The organism is Caloramator sp. CAR-1, from assembly GCF_030546345.1.
Taxonomy (GTDB): Bacteria; Bacillota; Clostridia; order Clostridiales; family Caloramatoraceae; genus Caloramator; species Caloramator australicus.
In genome coordinates, this window is sequence record NZ_JAUONW010000027.1 from 1 (window position 1) to 18251 (window position 18251).

General features: G+C 37.0%; 23 protein-coding genes. 2 read left to right on the plus strand and 21 right to left on the minus strand.

The window, feature by feature from the left end:
- The coding region (locus Q3V94_RS08005; protein ID WP_303526707.1) for an RNA-guided endonuclease TnpB family protein at positions 1-348 on the plus strand (348 nt) is incomplete at its 5' end.
- Positions 349-570: 222 nt separating this feature from the next.
- Entirely contained in the window at positions 571-825 is a 255-nt protein-coding gene (locus Q3V94_RS08010) for a hypothetical protein (RefSeq protein ID WP_303526709.1), read from the plus strand.
- 98 nt (positions 826-923) lie between these two features.
- Here Q3V94_RS08010 and Q3V94_RS08015 read toward each other — a convergent pair whose 3' ends face one another.
- From Q3V94_RS08015 to ftcD, 21 genes are all read right to left on the minus strand, one after another.
- Positions 924-1298, minus strand: a complete 375-nt coding sequence (locus Q3V94_RS08015) for an SHOCT domain-containing protein (protein ID WP_274766217.1) — start codon at positions 1296-1298, stop codon at positions 924-926.
- A 4-nt stretch (positions 1299-1302) separates the two neighbouring features.
- Positions 1303-1470 (minus strand): hypothetical protein, encoded by a 168-nt coding sequence (locus Q3V94_RS08020; RefSeq protein ID WP_303526713.1) that lies wholly within the window; start codon positions 1468-1470, stop codon positions 1303-1305.
- 121 nt (positions 1471-1591) lie between these two features.
- Entirely contained in the window at positions 1592-3298 is a 1707-nt protein-coding gene (gene ade, locus Q3V94_RS08025) for an adenine deaminase (protein ID WP_303526715.1), read from the minus strand.
- 4 nt (positions 3299-3302) lie between these two features.
- The gene (locus tag Q3V94_RS08030) at positions 3303-4277 is read right to left on the minus strand and encodes a xanthine dehydrogenase family protein molybdopterin-binding subunit (protein WP_303526718.1); all 975 of its coding nucleotides are present in this window, start codon (positions 4275-4277) and stop codon (positions 3303-3305) included.
- Positions 4278-4288: 11 nt separating this feature from the next.
- On the minus strand, positions 4289-5527 hold the full coding sequence (locus Q3V94_RS08035) for a xanthine dehydrogenase family protein molybdopterin-binding subunit (protein WP_303526720.1): 1239 nt from the start codon (positions 5525-5527) through the stop codon (positions 4289-4291).
- The gene (locus Q3V94_RS08040) at positions 5520-5990 is read right to left on the minus strand and encodes a (2Fe-2S)-binding protein (RefSeq protein WP_303526723.1); all 471 of its coding nucleotides are present in this window, start codon (positions 5988-5990) and stop codon (positions 5520-5522) included. Before Q3V94_RS08040 ends, Q3V94_RS08035 begins: the two co-directional genes overlap by 8 nt.
- Positions 5977-6855: a xanthine dehydrogenase family protein subunit M gene (locus Q3V94_RS08045; RefSeq protein ID WP_303526726.1), complete on the minus strand. Its 879-nt coding sequence runs from the start codon at positions 6853-6855 to the stop codon at positions 5977-5979. Before Q3V94_RS08045 ends, Q3V94_RS08040 begins: the two co-directional genes overlap by 14 nt.
- Positions 6856-6867: 12 nt before the next feature.
- Positions 6868-8190: a 5'-deoxyadenosine deaminase gene (locus Q3V94_RS08050; protein ID WP_303526729.1), complete on the minus strand. Its 1323-nt coding sequence runs from the start codon at positions 8188-8190 to the stop codon at positions 6868-6870.
- 47 nt (positions 8191-8237) lie between these two features.
- Positions 8238-9515, minus strand: a complete 1278-nt coding sequence (locus Q3V94_RS08055; protein ID WP_303526768.1) for an NCS2 family permease — start codon at positions 9513-9515, stop codon at positions 8238-8240.
- Positions 9516-9586: 71 nt separating this feature from the next.
- Complete coding sequence (gene ade, locus Q3V94_RS08060; protein ID WP_303526731.1) at positions 9587-11395, minus strand: adenine deaminase; 1809 nt, start codon at positions 11393-11395, stop codon at positions 9587-9589.
- A gap of 12 nt (positions 11396-11407) precedes the next feature.
- On the minus strand, positions 11408-11677 hold the full coding sequence (locus Q3V94_RS08065; RefSeq protein ID WP_274766224.1) for a EutN/CcmL family microcompartment protein: 270 nt from the start codon (positions 11675-11677) through the stop codon (positions 11408-11410).
- Between the two features lie 56 nt (positions 11678-11733).
- Positions 11734-12045 carry a hypothetical protein gene (locus Q3V94_RS08070; protein WP_303526733.1) on the minus strand — a complete coding sequence of 104 codons (312 nt, stop codon included), beginning with the start codon at positions 12043-12045 and terminating at the stop codon, positions 11734-11736.
- A gap of 49 nt (positions 12046-12094) precedes the next feature.
- A complete protein-coding gene (gene pduA / locus Q3V94_RS08075) occupies positions 12095-12373 on the minus strand; it encodes a propanediol utilization microcompartment protein PduA (protein WP_008908516.1) in 279 nt (92 codons plus the stop codon).
- A 12-nt stretch (positions 12374-12385) separates the two neighbouring features.
- The gene (locus tag Q3V94_RS08080; RefSeq protein ID WP_008908515.1) at positions 12386-12694 is read right to left on the minus strand and encodes a BMC domain-containing protein; all 309 of its coding nucleotides are present in this window, start codon (positions 12692-12694) and stop codon (positions 12386-12388) included.
- A 15-nt stretch (positions 12695-12709) separates the two neighbouring features.
- Positions 12710-12931, minus strand: a complete 222-nt coding sequence (locus Q3V94_RS08085; RefSeq protein ID WP_274766225.1) for a hypothetical protein — start codon at positions 12929-12931, stop codon at positions 12710-12712.
- A gap of 11 nt (positions 12932-12942) precedes the next feature.
- The gene (locus tag Q3V94_RS08090) at positions 12943-13206 is read right to left on the minus strand and encodes a BMC domain-containing protein (RefSeq protein WP_008908513.1); all 264 of its coding nucleotides are present in this window, start codon (positions 13204-13206) and stop codon (positions 12943-12945) included.
- 13 nt (positions 13207-13219) lie between these two features.
- Positions 13220-14524, minus strand: coding sequence for a UbiD family decarboxylase (locus Q3V94_RS08095; RefSeq protein WP_303526735.1), 1305 nt, complete (start codon positions 14522-14524; stop codon positions 13220-13222).
- Entirely contained in the window at positions 14517-15080 is a 564-nt protein-coding gene (locus tag Q3V94_RS08100) for a UbiX family flavin prenyltransferase (RefSeq protein ID WP_303526737.1), read from the minus strand. The genes Q3V94_RS08095 and Q3V94_RS08100 overlap by 8 nt, the downstream gene beginning before the upstream one ends.
- Before the next feature lie 53 nt (positions 15081-15133).
- Positions 15134-15745, minus strand: a complete 612-nt coding sequence (locus Q3V94_RS08105) for a cysteine hydrolase family protein (RefSeq protein WP_303526739.1) — start codon at positions 15743-15745, stop codon at positions 15134-15136.
- An 11-nt stretch (positions 15746-15756) separates the two neighbouring features.
- Positions 15757-17172, minus strand: a complete 1416-nt coding sequence (gene allB, locus Q3V94_RS08110) for an allantoinase AllB (protein ID WP_274766230.1) — start codon at positions 17170-17172, stop codon at positions 15757-15759.
- Between the two features lie 13 nt (positions 17173-17185).
- Entirely contained in the window at positions 17186-18091 is a 906-nt protein-coding gene (gene ftcD / locus Q3V94_RS08115) for a glutamate formimidoyltransferase (RefSeq protein ID WP_008908508.1), read from the minus strand.
- Positions 18092-18251: the final 160 nt, after the last annotated feature.

Consider the following 18251-nt stretch of genomic DNA (forward strand, 5'->3'; position numbering starts at 1 on the left):
TCCTCTAAAATTATAAACGAAAACCAAGTTATAATTTTGGAGGACTTAAAGGTTAAGAATATGTTAAGAAATAACAAACTATCAAAGTCCATATCAGATGTAGCATGCTCAAAATTTGTAAATATGCTTGAATATAAAGCATTATGGTATGGAAGAACAATAGTAAAAGTAGATATGTTTTATCCATCAAGTCAAATATGTAGTGTATGTGGTTATAAAAATGAAGAAGTAAAAGACTTAAACGTAAGGGAGTGGGAGTGTCCAATATGTAGGACAGTCCATGATAGAGATGTAAATGCAAGTAAAAATATATTAAAAGAAGGAAAGAGGATATTAGGTATAGCATAAGTAAAAACATTAGGGTAGGGACTACCCGAATTAACGCCTGTGGAGATAGTAGGTTACGAGGTTGATGAAGCAGGAATCCCGCGACTTTAGTCGTGGGAGGTTCAAGCTCCCCATTCAATAGATCTTTTAGATAGAATAAAACAAAATAAAAACTCATTCAAAGGTAGACTTAACAATTACTATTCTTCATATGATACATGGAAAGATTTTACTTACTCAATAATGAAGGAAAAACAATATTACTTTGATGTTAATTGGTTAGATTATAAAAAAGAAAATTATATAATTAAAACTCTAGATCAAAATAACTTAATCAAACAAAATTGTGTAAGTATAGAAAAAAGCTTAAAAACTTTAGAAGCATTAAAATATGAAATCCAGCAATCTGCATATAGAAGCTTGAAAACCGAAGCTGAAGCAAATTTAAGGCTAACATTACATAAAGTAACAAATTTTTACTTATATTTATACAAATAACATCTTGTATTGCTATCTATAATTAGTCTAACACAAGTTTTAACCCCACCTTCTCTTATAAAGGTGGGGTTTTATTTGGGGGTCCAAATGAACTTAATTTAGTTGTCGTTATCGTTTCTTTTATTATCATTATCTATTTTTAAATCATCCTGCGCCATATCACTCTTTACTTTTTGTTCTTTATATATCTTTTTAATTTTCTTTCCTAATATAAGTTCCTTTTTTCTTAAGTATTCATCCTCTGTTATTTCACCTAAAACAAACTTTTTATTCAACATTTCAAGTGCAAAATTATTGTTCATCATATACCTTCTTATTAAAAAGTAAATGATAACAGCAGCAGCTAGAATTAAAGCCAACATCATTAAAAGTCCTATCCAGTGAAATCCAAAGCCTCTTTCCCATAGACCTCCTTCAAAACCTCTTCCGTAAAATCCCGGTACACCTGGAAAACCTTTAAAACCTCTATGCATATCATCACCTCATTTTATTTAATAGTCTTTTTTTAGTTATGTAATCCTCTTCGCTTATCTCTCCATTTACAAGCATTAGGTCAAGCTTTTCGCCTGCAGAGGAGTGACTTGTAAAATGGCCTTTACAAAAATAAACTAAAACCACAATGATCAAGATGTCTAATAACAACATTTTCAACACTCCCTTCATCTTTCTTGATTGTTATTCTAATGCCTATTTGTGTCAATTCTGTGGCAATAATTATGAATAATTTGAAAATAAAAAAGCACTTAGGCACAGCCTAAATGCTTTTTTATACTTCAAATGTAAAATTAATTACATTAAATAGTCCCATATCGGTTAATTTTAGCTCTGGTATTACAGGCAGAGCTAAAAAGGCAAGGGTCATTACAGGGTCAAAATCCCGAGATACATTAAGCCTTTCATAGGCTATTTTTATAATCTCCGATAATTTTTGGTTTACCGTTTCTATATCATCATCGCTCATGAGCCCTGCAATTGGAAGGGGTAATGTCGATAAAACTTCTCCCTTTGAAACTACCGTTACTCCACCCTTTACCCTTTGAATCTCTAAGGCTGCAGTAACCATATCCCTATCGTTATCGCCAATTATAATCAAATTATGGGAATCGTGGGCTATAGTTGTAGCGATGGCACCACCCTTAAGTCCAAATCCTTCAACAATGCCAAGGCCTACATTACCTGTCCCTTTGTGCCTTTCAATTACAGCAAGTTTTAAAAGGCCTTCATTGTCTTCACATCTAAACTCCTTATCCCTTAAAAGCACCTTCTTTTTCACCTTTTTTGTTACAAGGCTAAAGGGCAAGAGCTTAATTATATTTGCAACATCCTCCTTAAGCTTTAGCCTAAACATATCTTCATTGATATCCTTTATATTTATCCTATTTAAAACGCTGCTGTCTACAACCTTTTTAACATCAAATAACGGTCTTCCATCCTTTGCAACAAGTTTTCCATTTTTAAATACCATTATCGGCTCAAAGGATTCAAGGTCTTTAAATAAAACTATATCAGCATCATACCCTATAGATATAGCTCCTTTTCCCTTAAGGTCATAGCATTCCGCCGCATTTAATGTAGCCATGGCAATTGCAGAAATTGGATCTAAGCCATTTTTAACAGCAACCTTAAGATTATTATTAATATGTCCATCTTTAATTATATCTTCAGGATGCCTATCGTCGGTGCAGAAAAGGCATCTTCTTAAATTGTATGGGTTTACCGCCTTTATAAGTTCAGAAAGGTTTCTTGCTGCAGAACCCTCCCTAATTAAAATATACATTCCAAGCCTTAATCTATCTAAAAGCTCCTTTGTAGTTGAACATTCGTGCTCAGTTTTTACCCCTGCTGCCACATAGGCTGCAAGTTCTTTATCTTCAATGGAAGGTCCGTGTCCGTCTATAATTTTCCCCCTTGCGGCATTTATCTTTTTAAGGACCTTTTCATTACAGCTTATTACCGATGGATAATCCATAAGCTCCCCAAGGCCTAATATCCTATCATTATCTATAAGGGCTTTTATATCCTCATCTGAAAGGACAGCCCCAGAAGTTTCAAATTGAGTTGCTGGAACACATGATGGGAACATTAAAAAGACATCTAAAGGAAGATTCTCACTTGCCTTTAGCATATATTCTATTCCACTTGTCCCACAAACGTTGGCTATCTCGTGGGGGTCTGCAATTATACAGGTAGTTCCTTTAGGAACTACTGCCTTTGCAAATTCACCTGGAGTTACAAGGGACGATTCTATATGAACATGTCCATCAATAAGGCCAGGAGATGCATATAGTCCTTTTCCATCGATTTCCTCTTTTCCTTTATAGCTTCCTATAGCAACTATTTTCCCATCTTCTATTGCGATATCTCCCTCTATAATTTCATGGGAAAATACGTTTACTATTTTTAAGTTCTTTAAAACCAGCTCTGCCCTTTCCTTTCCCTTTGCTATTTCTATCCTTCTTTTTAAATCTAACATCAAATCACCCTTTACTTTGAAGTGCTAATAATACCCTTTCAGGGGTTACGGGGATCTCATAAAATCTTACACCAATAGCGTCATATATTGCATTTAAAATAGCTGGTGCAACAGGAATCATAACAGGTTCTCCAATTCCCTTTGCACCATAGGGTGCAGTATCCTCAGGGTATTCTATAAGAACCTTTTCAATTTCAGGGATATCTAAGGCTGTTGGAATAATATATTTTTCAAAGCTTCCATTGGTCATTTTGCCATCTTTAAGGCCAATATCCTCCATAAGGGCATATCCAACCCCCATTGCAAAGCCTCCATCAATTTGGCCTTCTACAAGGGATGGGTTAACCGCTCTGCCAACATCTAAAACATGTTTTGCCCTTAATATCGAAACCTCCCCTGTTTCAGTATCCACCTCAACCTCAACAGCACAGGATGCAAAGGTATACGGCCAATAGGGAGCTCCCTGTCCATTTTCATCCATCTGGGTAGTATGGGCTGTAAACACTCCTTCTGCCTGAAGATCTTTATTAAGCTCACCAATTTCCATAAAGCTTACCTTTTTTGAAGGATATGATTTAACATAAATTAATCCGTCCTTCATGCACAAACCAACTTTAGTATTAACTCCTAATATTTTAGCAGCCTCATCTAATATTTTTTCTTTTAAATTCTCGCAGGCGATCTTTACTGCATTTCCAGTATTATAGGTTTGTCTTGAGGCAGCTGCAGTTCCTGCATCTGGAGTTTTAGATGTGTCTTCATTTATCAATACTATATCTTTATCTAAAAGCCCTAACGTTTCTGCAGCAATCTGAACCATTACAGTTTTTGCACCTTGCCCTACCTCCGTTGCACCAACGGATATTTCAACCCTTCCATCCTTTAATAGCCTTGCATAAGCCCTTGATACATCAGGGAATCCATTGCCATAACCTGTTCCATAAAATATGCACGCAATGCCCTTTCCTCTTTTTTTCAAAATATCACCACCTAAAAGGACTTTAATTCTTCAATACATCTTTCAAGAGGGACAAATCCCTCAAGAACTTGACCTGTCGCAGTTTCAGAACCTTCTCTAAAGCAATTTTTAAGCCTTATTTCAATGGGTGTTAAGCCTAGTTTCTCCGCTAAAATATCCATCTGCTGTTCATAGGCTATAGGAACCTGTGTTGCACCAAATCCCCTCATGGCACCTGTAAAGGGATTATTTGTGTAAACTGCAAAGCTGTCTACTTTTACATTTGGAATATAATATGGCCCCGTTGCATGAACCGCTGATTTTCTTAAAACATTCATAGCCCATGAAGCATATGCACCAGAATCCCCTATAATTTTTGCTTCTAAAGCTAAAAGGGTTCCATCCTTAAGAGCCCCGGTTTTATAATACATTTTCATTGCATGCCTTTTTGAGTGGGCCAGGAAGGATTCTTCCCTTGAGTAAACTGTTTTAACTGGCCTTTTTAAAGTTAAGGCTGCAATAGCAAGATGAATTTGAACAGTTATATCCTCCCTTCCTCCAAAGGCACCGCCAACTGCTGGTGTTAAAACCCTTACCATTTCTTTATTAATTCCTAAGCTTTCTGCAATTTCCTCCTGATCAAAGTGGGGATATTGTGTTGATGCAATAACTACCACCCTGCCATCCTCATCTAAAAATGCAACTCCGGCCTCAGGCTGTAAAAAGGCATGGTCCACCATTGGAACTTTGTATACATTTTCAACTATAACGTCGCATTCCTTAAAGGCCTTTTCTACATCGCCACGCCTTATTTTAAAATGATAAAACACATTATCACTATCATGAACCTTTGGACTATTTTCCTTCATTGCCTCCTCAGGGTCAAAAACAGCGGGAATATCTTCGTATTCAACTTTTATAAAGTTTTTTGCATATTCGGCTATTTCCTTTGTTTCTGCCACTATGAAGGCTATTGGATCTCCTATTCTTCTTACCTTTTTACTTGCAAATACTTCATGATCCTTTAAAACTACACCATGATGGTTTTTCCCTGGAACATCCTTATACGTAAATACTTTTATAACCCCGTCGATTTTTTCCGCCTCTTTTGTATCCAACTTTATGAAAGCATGGGGTCTTGTGGATCTTATTGTAATCCCAAAGGCCATGTTTTCTAAATAAATATCCTGAGGATATATTGCCCTGCCATCGACTTTATCCTTTGCATCAATCTTATTAATGCTCTTTCCTACTATTTTAAGATCATTCACCATCCCCACCCCTTTTAAGCTTGGCTGCTTTTTTTACTGCACTTACTATCTTATTGTAGCCTGTGCACCTGCAAAGGTTTCCTGAGATAGCTTCCCTTATTTCTTCTTCCGTAGGATTTAAATTTTTATCAAGAAGGCTCTTTGCTGCAAGCACCATTCCTGGGGTGCAAAATCCACATTGAACTGCACCTTCCTCTATAAAGGAATTTTTAATTACATCATCTTCCTCTATCCCTTCGATTGTAATTATCCTGCTTTTGTCTGCTTGGAAGGCAAGAACAAGACATGAATTTACAATCTTCCCATCCATTATAACTGTGCAGGCGCCGCATTCTCCTTCTCCGCAGCCTTCCTTAGTTCCTGTTAACTTAAGTTTGTCCCTTAAAAGGTCAATAAGCCTTAAATTTTCCTCCACATCAAGGCAGTAATCCCTTCCATTTATGTTAACTTCAATTTTTTTCAAAATCATTCACCCCTTTGCAAAGATAAAGGGCATTTAAAAGGGCCTTTTTAAAGACTCCCTTTGCTGCAATGCTCTTAAACCTTGCCGTTTGTCTTCCCTTTAATCTTTCGAATATAACCCTTTCTAAAAGAGTCTCAGCCTCTTCTATTGTATTTTCATTTATGATTCTTCCAGTAAGATACTCTTCAATTTCTAATTCCCTCATTGGGAATTTTCCTATTGCGCCGCTGGCAATTCTAACAATTTCTATTCTATTCATCTCATCGATTTCTAAAAATACAGCAAAACTCAACCTTGAAATTGCAAGGGCTTTTCTAAGGCCTAATTTATAAAAACCAAGTCCTTGATTTTTTAAAGGATTTTTAAATTTAATTTTTGTTAAAATCTCGTCCCCTTCAAGTTCTCCTATTCCCTTATCTTTGAAAAAGTCTTTAAGATTAATTTCTCTTTTTTTGCCTTTTCCTTCTATCACAAGAATGCTGTCAAGGGCAAGAAGCGGCGGAACAGTGTCTGCAGCTGGAGAGGCATTGCATATATTTCCACCTACTGTTCCTCTATTTCTAATTTGAGGTGAGCCAACGCTTCTCGCAGCATCCTTAAGTCCCTTAAGGTTTTTGTTTAACAGGATACATTCACAAATTTCAGTAAAGGTGGTTGCAGGACCTATTTCAATGTATTCTAAAGTCTCTCTAATTCCTTTTAGCTCATTAAGGGAGCTTATATCTATTAGGGCCTTAGGATTTTCCTCGCCTTTTCTAATTTTGATAATAAGGTCCGTCCCCCCGGCAATTATCTTTGCATCACCCTTATATTTGCTTTTATACTCCAATACCTCTTCTAGGCTTTTAGGTTTTATAGCTTCCATAATGTTATCCCCCTAAATTAAGCTAACCTGTTTTTTGATTATTCTATTTACATCCTCCTTGAGGGAATTTTCATCTATTGTAAGAAGTTTTCTATCCTTCATTAAAATCTTCCCATCCACAATTGTTGTCTCAACATCCTCTGCCTTTGCTGAATAAACTATTTGTGATATTATATCAACTTCCTCCGTAGGCATGTTGTGAAGCTTATTAAGATTTAAGATAATGATATCAGCAAGTTTGCCCTCTTCAATGCTTCCTAACTTATCCTCCATGCACATAGCCTTTGCACCGTTTATCGTGGCCATCTCTAGCACCTTCATCGCAGGCATAACCGTTGGGCTTAAAAGTCTTGCCTTTTGAATTAGAGCTGCTGTTCTCATCTCTATGAATATGTCAAGGTTATTATTGCAGGGTGCACCATCTGCTCCTATCGATACATTAGCTCCCATATCCAAAAGTTCTGGAATCTTTGCTATACCTGAAGCAAGCTTTAAATTTGAGCTTGGGCAGTGGGCTATCTTAGTCCCTGTATCTGCAAGTATTTTCATCTCCTCATCATCAAGCCAAATGCAGTGGGCAAGAACAACCTTTTCACCAGTAAGTCCTAACTTATGAAGATAAAGAATATTTCTCATTCCCCTATCCATTTCAACAAATTCAATTTCCCCTCTATTCTCAGATGCATGGGTATGCACTAAGCAATCGTATTCCTTTGCAAGATCCCTAACCTTTAATAAAAGATCTTCTGTGCAGGAAACTGCAAATCTTGGATTAAAGGCATATTGTATCCTTCCAGCCTTTCCGTGCCATTTTTTAAGAAGTCTTAAGCTCTCTTTTATAGAGTCTTCTGCATTTTCCATTAACGTCTTTGGAACTTCACTTCCGTAATCCATCATGCATTTGCCTGCAACAGCTCTAAAGCCTGTTTCATATATTGCCTCAAAGGCACTGTCAGTATGATGAACTGTTTCCATATCTATGATAGAGGTTGTTCCGCACTTTATAAGTTCCGCAATTCCAAGCTTTGCAGAGATATAATTGGACTCCTCTGTATGTCCACCTTCAAGGGGCCATATTTTTTTCTTCAACCAATCTAGAAGTTCAAGATCATCGGCCTGGCCTCTAAATAGGGTTTGGGTAAGATGAATATGGGTTTGAATAAATCCAGGCAAAACCACCTTACCTTCTGCATCTATAACTTCATCAGCTTCAACGCTTATATTTTCTTTTATTTCCTTAATTTTATTGTCTTCAATTAAAATATCAGCCTTTAATATTTCTCTATCTTTATTCATTGTAACTATTAATCCATTTTTTATTAAAATTCTTTGCATCTTTATCCCCCCATTAGATTAAGGATGAGGCCTAGGCCTCATCCTGATTATAGAATACTCTTTAATATGAATAGGATAGCCAATATATACATCGTAACAGAGATATCCTTTGTCTTTCCCGATATGAGTTTTAATACAACGTATGATACTATACCAAATACTAAACCTTCTGCAATGCTGTAAGTAAACGGCATCATTATTATTGTCAAGAAGGCTGGAATTGCTTCTGTATAATCTTCAAAGTCGATCTTAAATATAGGTGATAACATGAATAAACCGATGATTATTAAAGCTGGCGCTGTAGCTGCAGCTGGAACTATTGTAAGTATTGGTGCAAACAATAGTGAAAGAAGCATTAAAACTGCAACTGTTAATGCTGTAAGACCAGTTCTTCCGCCTTCAGCAACACCTGCTGCACTTTCAACGTAGGTTGTAACTGTGCTTGTTCCAACTATTGCACCAAAGGTTGTTCCTATCGCGTCTGCTAAAAGAGCTTGTCTTGCTCTTGGAAGTTTTCCACTCTCATCCAGCATGTCAGCCTTTGATGCAACTCCAACTAATGTTCCAATTGTATCGAACATGTCAACAAATAGGAATGTAAACATTACAACTAAGAATTCACCAGTAAAGACCTTACTAAAGTCAAACTTAAATAATATTGGTGAAAGTGATGGTGGTGCACTTATTATTGATGATGGCATTGGAGTAACCTTTAAAGGAATTCCTAAAACTGTTGTAATCAAAATACCGATTAAAAGTGCTCCCTTAACTCCCTTTGCAAGAAGATATCCAGTTATTATTAAACCTATAATGGCTAAGATAACTTCTGGACTCTTTAAGTTTCCTAATGTAACTCCTGTTGCTTCTGAGTTTACAACAAGTCCTGCACTTCTTGCACCTATGAAGGCTATAAAAAGTCCTATACCAACACTAACCGCATGCTTAATTGATTTAGGTATAGCATTAACTATTGCTTCACGAACAGGTGTCACTGAAAGTATTATAAATATAATACCTTCTATTAGGATCGCTGCGAGGGCAACCTCCCATGAATATTTCATCCCAAGAACTACTGTAAATGCAAAGAAGGCATTAAGCCCCATTCCTGGTGCAAGAGCAAAAGGATAATTTGCATGGAAGGCCATAACTAAAGTTGCAACTGCAGCTGAAAGAGCTGTTGCTGTAAATAAAGCCCCCTTATCCATTCCTGTATTGCTAAGTATCTGTGGGTTAACTATTAAGATGTAAGCCATTGTCATAAATGTAGTAAATCCTGCGATGATTTCTGTTCTAACATCAGTCTTATGTTCCTTTAGCTTAAATATCCTTTCTGCCCAAGCTGAAAATGCCGAATTATTTTTTACTGTTTCAGGCTTGGTTGACACAAAAACCCCCCCTATTCAATTATTGGACTTAAAATTTTAAAATTATTTACGTCGATAAGACCTTTGTCGGTAATCTTCCATTTTGGACTTGTAGTTAAAGCCAAGAATGAAAGATGCATAAATGGTGCATGAACTTTGCATCCTAAGACGTTTCTTGTTATGTCTTCTAATTTCTTAATCTTTTCTGCCACCTCATGTCCGTCAAGTTCATCTGTGATTAGCCCACCAACTGGAAGTCTTAGCTCTTCTAAAATTTTTCCTCTGCTTGATATTGCAATACCACCTCCCATTTCAATTACTCTATTTACTGCAATTACTATATCTTTAATATTGCAGCCAACGGCGATAATATTGTGGGCATCATGGGAGACGCTCTCTGCAAAGGCACCCTCTTTAAGTCCAAAGCCTTTAACAAAGGTCTTACCTATCCCATTAGTTCTTCCGTATCTTTCTACGCAGACTATTTCTAATGCATCCTTTTGTATATCCGGTAAAACTATGCCTCCACTTACCCTTAATTCTTCTTCAAAAGCATCAGTTAAATTTTGATCTGGAATAAGACCAATGCATCTTACCTTTTCGTAAGATTTATTGCTCCTTATTGCAATATCTTCTTCGGTCACCTTTGAACATTTAACTGACCTTTTTACTTCATCTGGATATGTGTATTTTGGAAGATCAATAATAAGTCTTCCCTTAACAGCAACAAGCTTTCCTTCTATAAATACCGCCTCAACCCTCATGCTTTCTAAATCATCAATAATCGCAATGTCAGCAAGGTATCCTGGTAAAAGCGCACCTCTATCTTTAAAGCCAAAATATTCAGCAGGATTAATAGTTGCCATCTGAATAGCTTTAACAGGTTCAACGCCCTCTTTAATAGTTCTTCTTATTATTTCATTCATATGGCCTAGAGTTTCTAAATCTGCTGCAACCATATCATCAGTCGCAAGGATTAGTCTTCTTGTATCTAAGTTTTCCTCGGTATATGCCCTTATACATTCTGCCATGTTCTTTTGGGTTGAGCCTTCCCTCATAAATACATATACACCCTGTCTTAGCTTTTCAATGCACTCTTCCTTTGTTGTTGTTTCATGGCAGGAACATCTTGTTCCTGTTGCTATTATGTGGGCAGCAAGTTCAGAGCCAAAAAGCTCTGGCGCATTTCCATCTACGACCTTGCCTATCGATTTGGCATATGTAGTTGAAGCTAAAAGGTCATCAATAATCTCCGGTGTATTTCTATAAACATGTTTTGCATTGCTAAATCCCTGAAGTTCTCCTATTCCAATTATGTTTTTATAGTTTAAAAGGTCCTCCATGTCCTTTGATGTTATGTCGTATCCTGCAGTTTCAAGTTTAGGACAATCAGGAGTTAAAGATGGAATAACAAGATGGACATGATTTGGAACGTTAGATATTTCATCTGCCATAGCCTTAATACCTATGGGGCCTAATGCGTTCCCTATTTCATGGGGATCTGCTACTAAGGTTGTTGTTCCAGATGGGATTGAAAGTCTTGAAAATTCCGTTATTGTTAGCATGCTACTCTCAAAGTGCATGTGGGAGTCAATAAATCCCGGCGATATGTATTTCCCCTTAATATCGATTACTAAAGTATTATCTCCTATTAGCTTATCAGCCTCCCCAACCATTAAAATATATTTTCCCTTTATTGCAACATCAGCTTCGTAAATTTCCCCTGAAACTACGTTAATAACTTTTCCTCTATGTAAAACTATATCTGCATGCCCATTCCCCATTAGGATATCAATAAGTTGTCTATATTCTATTGCTCTTTTAACATTTTCAAGTTTCAATATGCCACCTCCTTATCCTATGTCAACCCTATCCACTATTCCTACGATGGCAATATCGATTGGAGCCTCCATCCTTCTTGCTGCAAGTCTTGCTGCTGTTCCTGATGTTGTATAGATTACAATTTCACCTATTCCAGCGCCTACTGTATCTACTGCAATAAATGGATTCCCGAAGGGTTTATAATTATAATCAACCGGCTGCGTTATGAGAAGTTTGCAACCGGTTAATCTTTCGTCTTTTCTTGTTGCTACAACTGTTCCGATGACCTTTCCAAGGTTCATATATTTAACCTCCTTATACTGCTGCAGAAAAGATTTGTAAGGAATATAGTCAAAGTTTAATTTTCTTTGACTATAATGATTCCCTTTTTCCTTGCAGCATCCTTTGCAAGGGGAGTGAGAATTGCGTCATGTGGCAAAAAGAGCTTTTCAACATTCATGTTTAAAATATCATTTTCGGTTAAAACAACTCTTTTACCATTATGATGGTTTAACTTTTGTTCTGTTGCGGTTTCTGTTTTTTTGTCTTTATCTTGATTTAAAAAGCTTTCTAAAGTAACGTAAGATGTCTTTTTGCTCCCCTCTTTTTTTCCCTTTAATCTATCCGTCAGATCCTTTAAGATGGAATCTGCAAAATCCTTTTTATCCATCATATTCACCCTTAAATTTTTTCAAAGTTGAAAAAATTGAGAACCGTCCCTATTGTTCACTCTTTAGGATAACCCTTTCAACTTCTGCGTGTGGTCTTGGTATTACATGAACAGCATGAAGTTCTCCAACTTGTCTTGCAGCCTCAGCACCAGCATCAACTGCAGCCTTAACGGCACCAACGTCGCCTCTTACCATTACAGTAACAAGACCAAATCCTATCTTTTCATATCCTACTAAAGTAACATTTGCAGCCTTTACCATAGCATCTGCAGCCTCGATTGCTGCTGTTAATCCCTTAGTTTCAACTAAACCTAAAGCTTGACCCATAAAACTTACCTCCTATTCAATATTTTTTATGTTTTTCTTTAGCTCATTTAATATCTTATCAAGTTCCTCATGAGGTCTTGGAATGACCTTATAGTATGCAACTTTTCCAACTCTATTTGCTGCCTCTACCGCAGCATCTACAGCAGCCTGAACTGCTGCAACTTCCCCTTCAAAATGAATTGAAACTCCAACGGCTTTGTTTACACCAATGACTCTATCCATTCCCACAAGATTAACATCTGCAGCCTTTGCTGCTGCATCCATTGCAGCAACAGCTGCACTAAATCCTACAGTTTCCACAATTCCTAGTGCCCTTCTCAATGCTACACCCCCTCATCACTTTAGTAGCTTCTCAAGGTCATCGATTGTTATATAGCCTTGGGATACTACCTTTACTTCCCTTGATGCATTAGTGCTGAATCCATTTTTATATAAAATCTCCTTTAATATTCTTTCTTCCTTCTCTCCTAAATTTCCTGCCCTTTTTTCTGAAATTTCCAAATTTTTATCTGCCAATGTTTTTTCAATAAAGTTGTTAAAGGCAACCCTATTTAACATTTAATCACCCCTTAAAACATCCTATCAACTTCATCATGGGGTCTTGGAATTACATTGAAGGAAATAACTTCAGAGATCTCTTCTGCAACTTTTTTGCCGTTTTCAACAGCCGCTTTAACAGCTGCAACTTCTCCACTTACCGTTATTGAAACCAAGCCTGAACCTACTACTTGATAGTTCATTATTTTGACATTTGCAGTTTTAACCATCGTATCGGCAGCTTGAATCGCAGCAACAAGACCTCTGGTTTCAACAATACCTATAGCTTCCCTCATCCTATCACCTCAATTAAACTTTAGGAATTTTGCATCTTTCAAATCTTTCATTGTTAATGGGCTTTGTCGCATCAAGGCCTAACTTATCTGTAACTCCCCTTAATGTATGGGATGGATCCAATGTTGTTCCACAGGCATCCTGAATCACAACAAGATCCTTTGACGCCTGAAATCTTGTTGCAATTGCAAGCTCAACATCCTCCATGTCGAATATATCTATATCATCATCAACGATAACAACATGCTTTAAATCCTTTATGCTGCTTAAAGCTCCAATTATCGCAGTTTTCCCATCCCCCTCTTGTTTTTTCTTTATGGAGGCTACTGCATGAAATCTATAACCTCCTGCTAATGTGACATGAACATCCTTAACATCTACAAGCCTTTTTAAGGAATAATAAAGCTCAACTTCCCTTAAAAGACCATTTGCAAGATGTTCCTCTCTACATGGAAAGGCTGTCTGATAAATTGGATTATTCCTGTGCATTATAGCCTTAATCTCTATTATTGGATGCATTCCCTGCTGTCCATAATATCCCATAAGCTCCCCAAAGGGGCCTTCCTTTTCCCTCCTATTTGGAACCATAATTCCTTCTAGAACTATTTCAGCATGGGCTGGAACTTCTAAATCCACAGTTTTACACTTTACAACTTCTAGCGCTTCTCCCCTTATTGCACTATCAATCTCGTATTTATCAACTCCATATAGTTCACTACTAACCTGTGATGCAAGTAAAAACGGAACATCATATCCTAAAACAATAGCAACCTCTAATGGCTTATTCTGTTTTTCCATTTCTAAAAACTGATTTGTAAGATAAGGGGATGCTATAAGGGCACTTATTTTATTTTTGTCTATCACTTGGAACCTTCTAATTGATGTATATCTTTTTCCAGTCTTTATGTCCTTTACAACTAACATGCCAGCCGTTATGTATGTAGAAGAATCCTTTTCATGAAAATATGGATTAGGAAGTGTTCTCACATCCACATTCCCTGTAATTATGTTTTCCATAACAGGCCCATAATTTAAAAGCTTTACAGGTTTTGGGTTTGCAATTGCCTCCATAAGTTTAAAAATTCTTTCTTCATGTCTTATTCCTGTAAGCTTATATAAAACTTCTCTATCGGTATAAAGGGCTCCGCATACAGGCATCCTATAACCCTTTACCTTGTTAAATATAATAGGCCTTCTGTTTTTATATTTTTTAAGTATACTTCCAAGCTCAAACCTAGGATCCACTTCATTATTAACTTCCATCAAAAGTCCCATTTGTTTTATTTTATTAAGTTCATATCTTAACATCTGCCTATCCATTTTGTTCACCCCATCTTGTAAAGAGGCTATGCTCTATATCTAATTGATCGAGTATCCTTCCAACCATAAAGGCAACAAGGTCGCTAATGGATTTTGGATTATTATAAAAGGCTGGAGAGGCAGGCATTATTTTAACTCCTATTCTTGAGAGCTTTAGCATGTTCTCAAGATGAATAGGGCTCAAGGGTGTTTCCCTTGGAACAAGGATTAATTTTCTTCCTTCTTTTATACAAACATCAGCAGCCCTTGTTAAAAGACTTTCTGAATATCCATTGGCAACCGCTGATAAAGTCTTCATGGAACAAGGCACAATAACCATGCCATCAGTTTTAAAGGAACCGCTAGCAATTGCTGCCCCTAAATCTTTGTTGTCATATGAGTAGCTTGCAAGCTTTCTTACATCTTCTAATTTATATCCGCACTCATGTTCTAAAACATATTCCCCCATCGAGGATACCACAAGGTGGGTTTCGATGTTTAGCTCCTTTAAAACCTTTAAAAGACCTACTCCATATATTGCACAGCTTCCACCTGAAATACCAACTATAAGCCTCATAAGCACCACTCTTTACTTAAATATTGGACAAAGGGGCAGATTGCCCTGCCCCATTATTCAACTTTATTTTCCCTATCTCCAGCACCTGTCCATGGGTCTATGCCCTTTTCCCATGCATCGATATATTCATCAATTGTCATTATTTTTGAGAAGAGGCTAAGATCCCTAAGTCCTGATTCATGCATTTCTTGAGTTTTTGATTGGGTTCCATCTGATAAAACAATAACTTTGTATGCACGATGGATAGCATCTGATGCTGTGCTTCTTACACACACATTTGTCCAAACTCCTGTTAAAACAACAGTATCAATGTTTTCTTCCCTTAAGTATAAATCAAGATCTGTGTAGGCAAAGCCTGAATGTCTTCTCTTTTGAACTATATATTCATCTCCCTCTGGCTTTAACTCCTCGATAAAATCTGAACCCCAAGTTCCCTTAACAGCATGAACTGGTCTTACCCTAAAGTCTGCATCGTTCTTTCTGTGGGCTTCTTGGATATGAACAAGTTGAACTTCGTCCTTTCCGTTTGCCCTTCTTTCTCTAACCCACTTAAAGAGCTTTTGAAGATTAGGCACTATAAGGTCTGCACCTGGGCATCTTAAAGTTGCCTTTTCACCAACAAAGTCATTTAACATATCTATAACCAAAATCGCGTGTCTTGGCATATTAATCCTCCTTAGAATTTGATTACCCTATCAAGCTTTTGAATACTTTGTCTCTTTATCCATTGACCATATCCTGGCTTTCCAACTATACCCTTTTCATCATCATAAACTAATGTTCCACGAACTATTGTCTTTACCACTTTACCCTTTAGCTTCATTCCGTCAAATGGAGTGTATTTATTGAGGCATTGCATCTTTTCCTTTTCAATTACCCATTCTTTGTTAAGGTCAATAATTGTAAAGTCAGCATCTGATCCTATCATTAAAGCACCCTTCTTTGGATAGAGTCCATAGTGCTTTGCTGCATTAGTTGATAATATTTCAACTAATCTTGAAAGGGATATTCTTCCCTTGTTATATCCTTCGCTAACTATAATTGGAACCATAGTCTCTGTTCCTGGAATTCCAGGGAAGGCAGTCCAAATTGTCATGCCTGGAGCATCCTTTTCAGTTGGAATTTCGTATGGTGCGTGGTCTGTTGCGATAAAGTCAACGCTACCATCTTGAAGACCTTGCCATAATTCTTCGTTGTCCTTCTTTGTTCTTATTGGAGGTGCTATTTTTACAAACTGCTTAAACTTAGTCATGTGTTCTTGATAGTTTAATGTAAGGTAGTGTGGGCAAGTTTCTGATGTAACATCAATACCCCTCATCTTTGCTTCCTTAACAAGTTTTGCTCCTATTCCTGTTGACATATGAACTACATGGAATCTTGCTCCTGTTTCCTCTGCATAGCTTATGCATAGCTGAATTGCAACCTTTTCAGCAAGTTCCATTCTTGCCTCTGCCCAAGCTGGTGCATCCATCCTTCCTTCTTCCTGGAACTTTTTAACCATGTAATCGCAGATTGCAAAGTTTTCAGCATGAACTCCAACTGGAAGACCTGTTTTTGCTACTTCATAGAATATTTCAAGCATTTCTGGGTCAGTAACCCTTGGATACGACGGAACTGATGGAGTCATGTAAACTTTAAATGCCACAACTCCTTCCGCTGCCTGTTCTTCTATTACTTTTAGATTCTTATTCCTTACATCTTCCCCAGTAACTCCACCCCACATAGCATAGTCGACTATTGCCTTGTCCTTTATAGCATTAATCTTGTTATGAAGTTCTGCAACCCCTCTTACTGATGGAACTGAACAGCATGGCATATCGATTATAGTTGTAACTCCGCCAACTGCCGCACCGCTTGTTCCTGTTAAGAAGTTTTCTCTGTGGGTAAATCCTGGGTCCATGTAGTGGGTATGGGAGTCGATACATCCTGGTAATGTTAAATGTCCTTCTGCATCGATTATGTTGTCAGCTTCAATCCCCGCAATATTGTCAACAAAGCCTGCAATTTTCTCATCCTTAACAAGTATGTTTGTCATAACTGTTTCGTCACCATAAGGTATTCTTGCATTTTTAACAATTAGATCATACCTCATAATTTATCCTCCTTTAATCCATTAAATGATATTCAATAATTTGTTCCTTTCTAAAGTTTTCAAGGCCTAAGAAATATTCAAGGGAATTTAAAAGATAATCAAGCTTAACTGGTCCTACTATTTCTGAACCGGTAACCTGCACTCCATATCTTGCAGCCTCTGACTTAATAAAGTTATATGCCCTATAAAGTGGAGTTAAACCGCAGTCAAACATATTCATTGAAACAACAACACCGCTTCTTTCTGGGAATTTGATTCCGACTGCCCTAACAGTTGAGAACCCACCGCTTGGTCCTCTTACTGCCTTTGCTATTTTCTTTGCGATATCTAAATCTTCAGTTGCAAGGAATACGTTATATGCAGTTAATCCTTCATAGTCGGCACTTACTATTGTTGCACCAGCTGTAGGATGAAGGGCAGCAGGTCCAATGTCTGGACGTCTTTCCTCTGTATGGGCAACCTTCTTTAATCCTTCATATTGTCCTTCCCTTATATTTGATATTGATTTTCTAAATTCATTTCTTGCATTTTTTCCTGAGAAGTAAACAGGAACTTTATATCTTTCATAGATTTCCTTTCCTATTTCTTCTGCAAGTTGAATAACTTCTTCAATAGTGATATTTCTAAATGGGAAAAGAGGAATTGTATCCTGAGCGCCTATCCTTGGGTGTGTTCCCTGCTGCTCTTCCATATTAATAAGCTCATAAGCCTTCCCTGCCATATTAAGTAGCGCTTCCTTTAAAGGCTCTGGCTCCCCTATTACAGTAACAACAGTTCTGTTAAAGTCATATTCAGGTTCGTAGCTTATAAGCTTTACACCCTCAACATTTCTTACTTGATCAACGATTGCTTCAATAACTTCCTTTCTTCTTCCTTCACTAAAGTTTGGAACGGCTAATACATATTTCTTTTCAGCCAATTCGATCCCCCCTTCAAAATACATGTTTATAAAAAGATTTCAATAAATATTTCTAAAAACCTTTATAGAAATTTCATAATATCCTTGTCGATTTTTATTAATTTCCCCTTGTATTTTTGTGTAATATTTATAATTGAATGGAGTATAATTTAAATTAAAT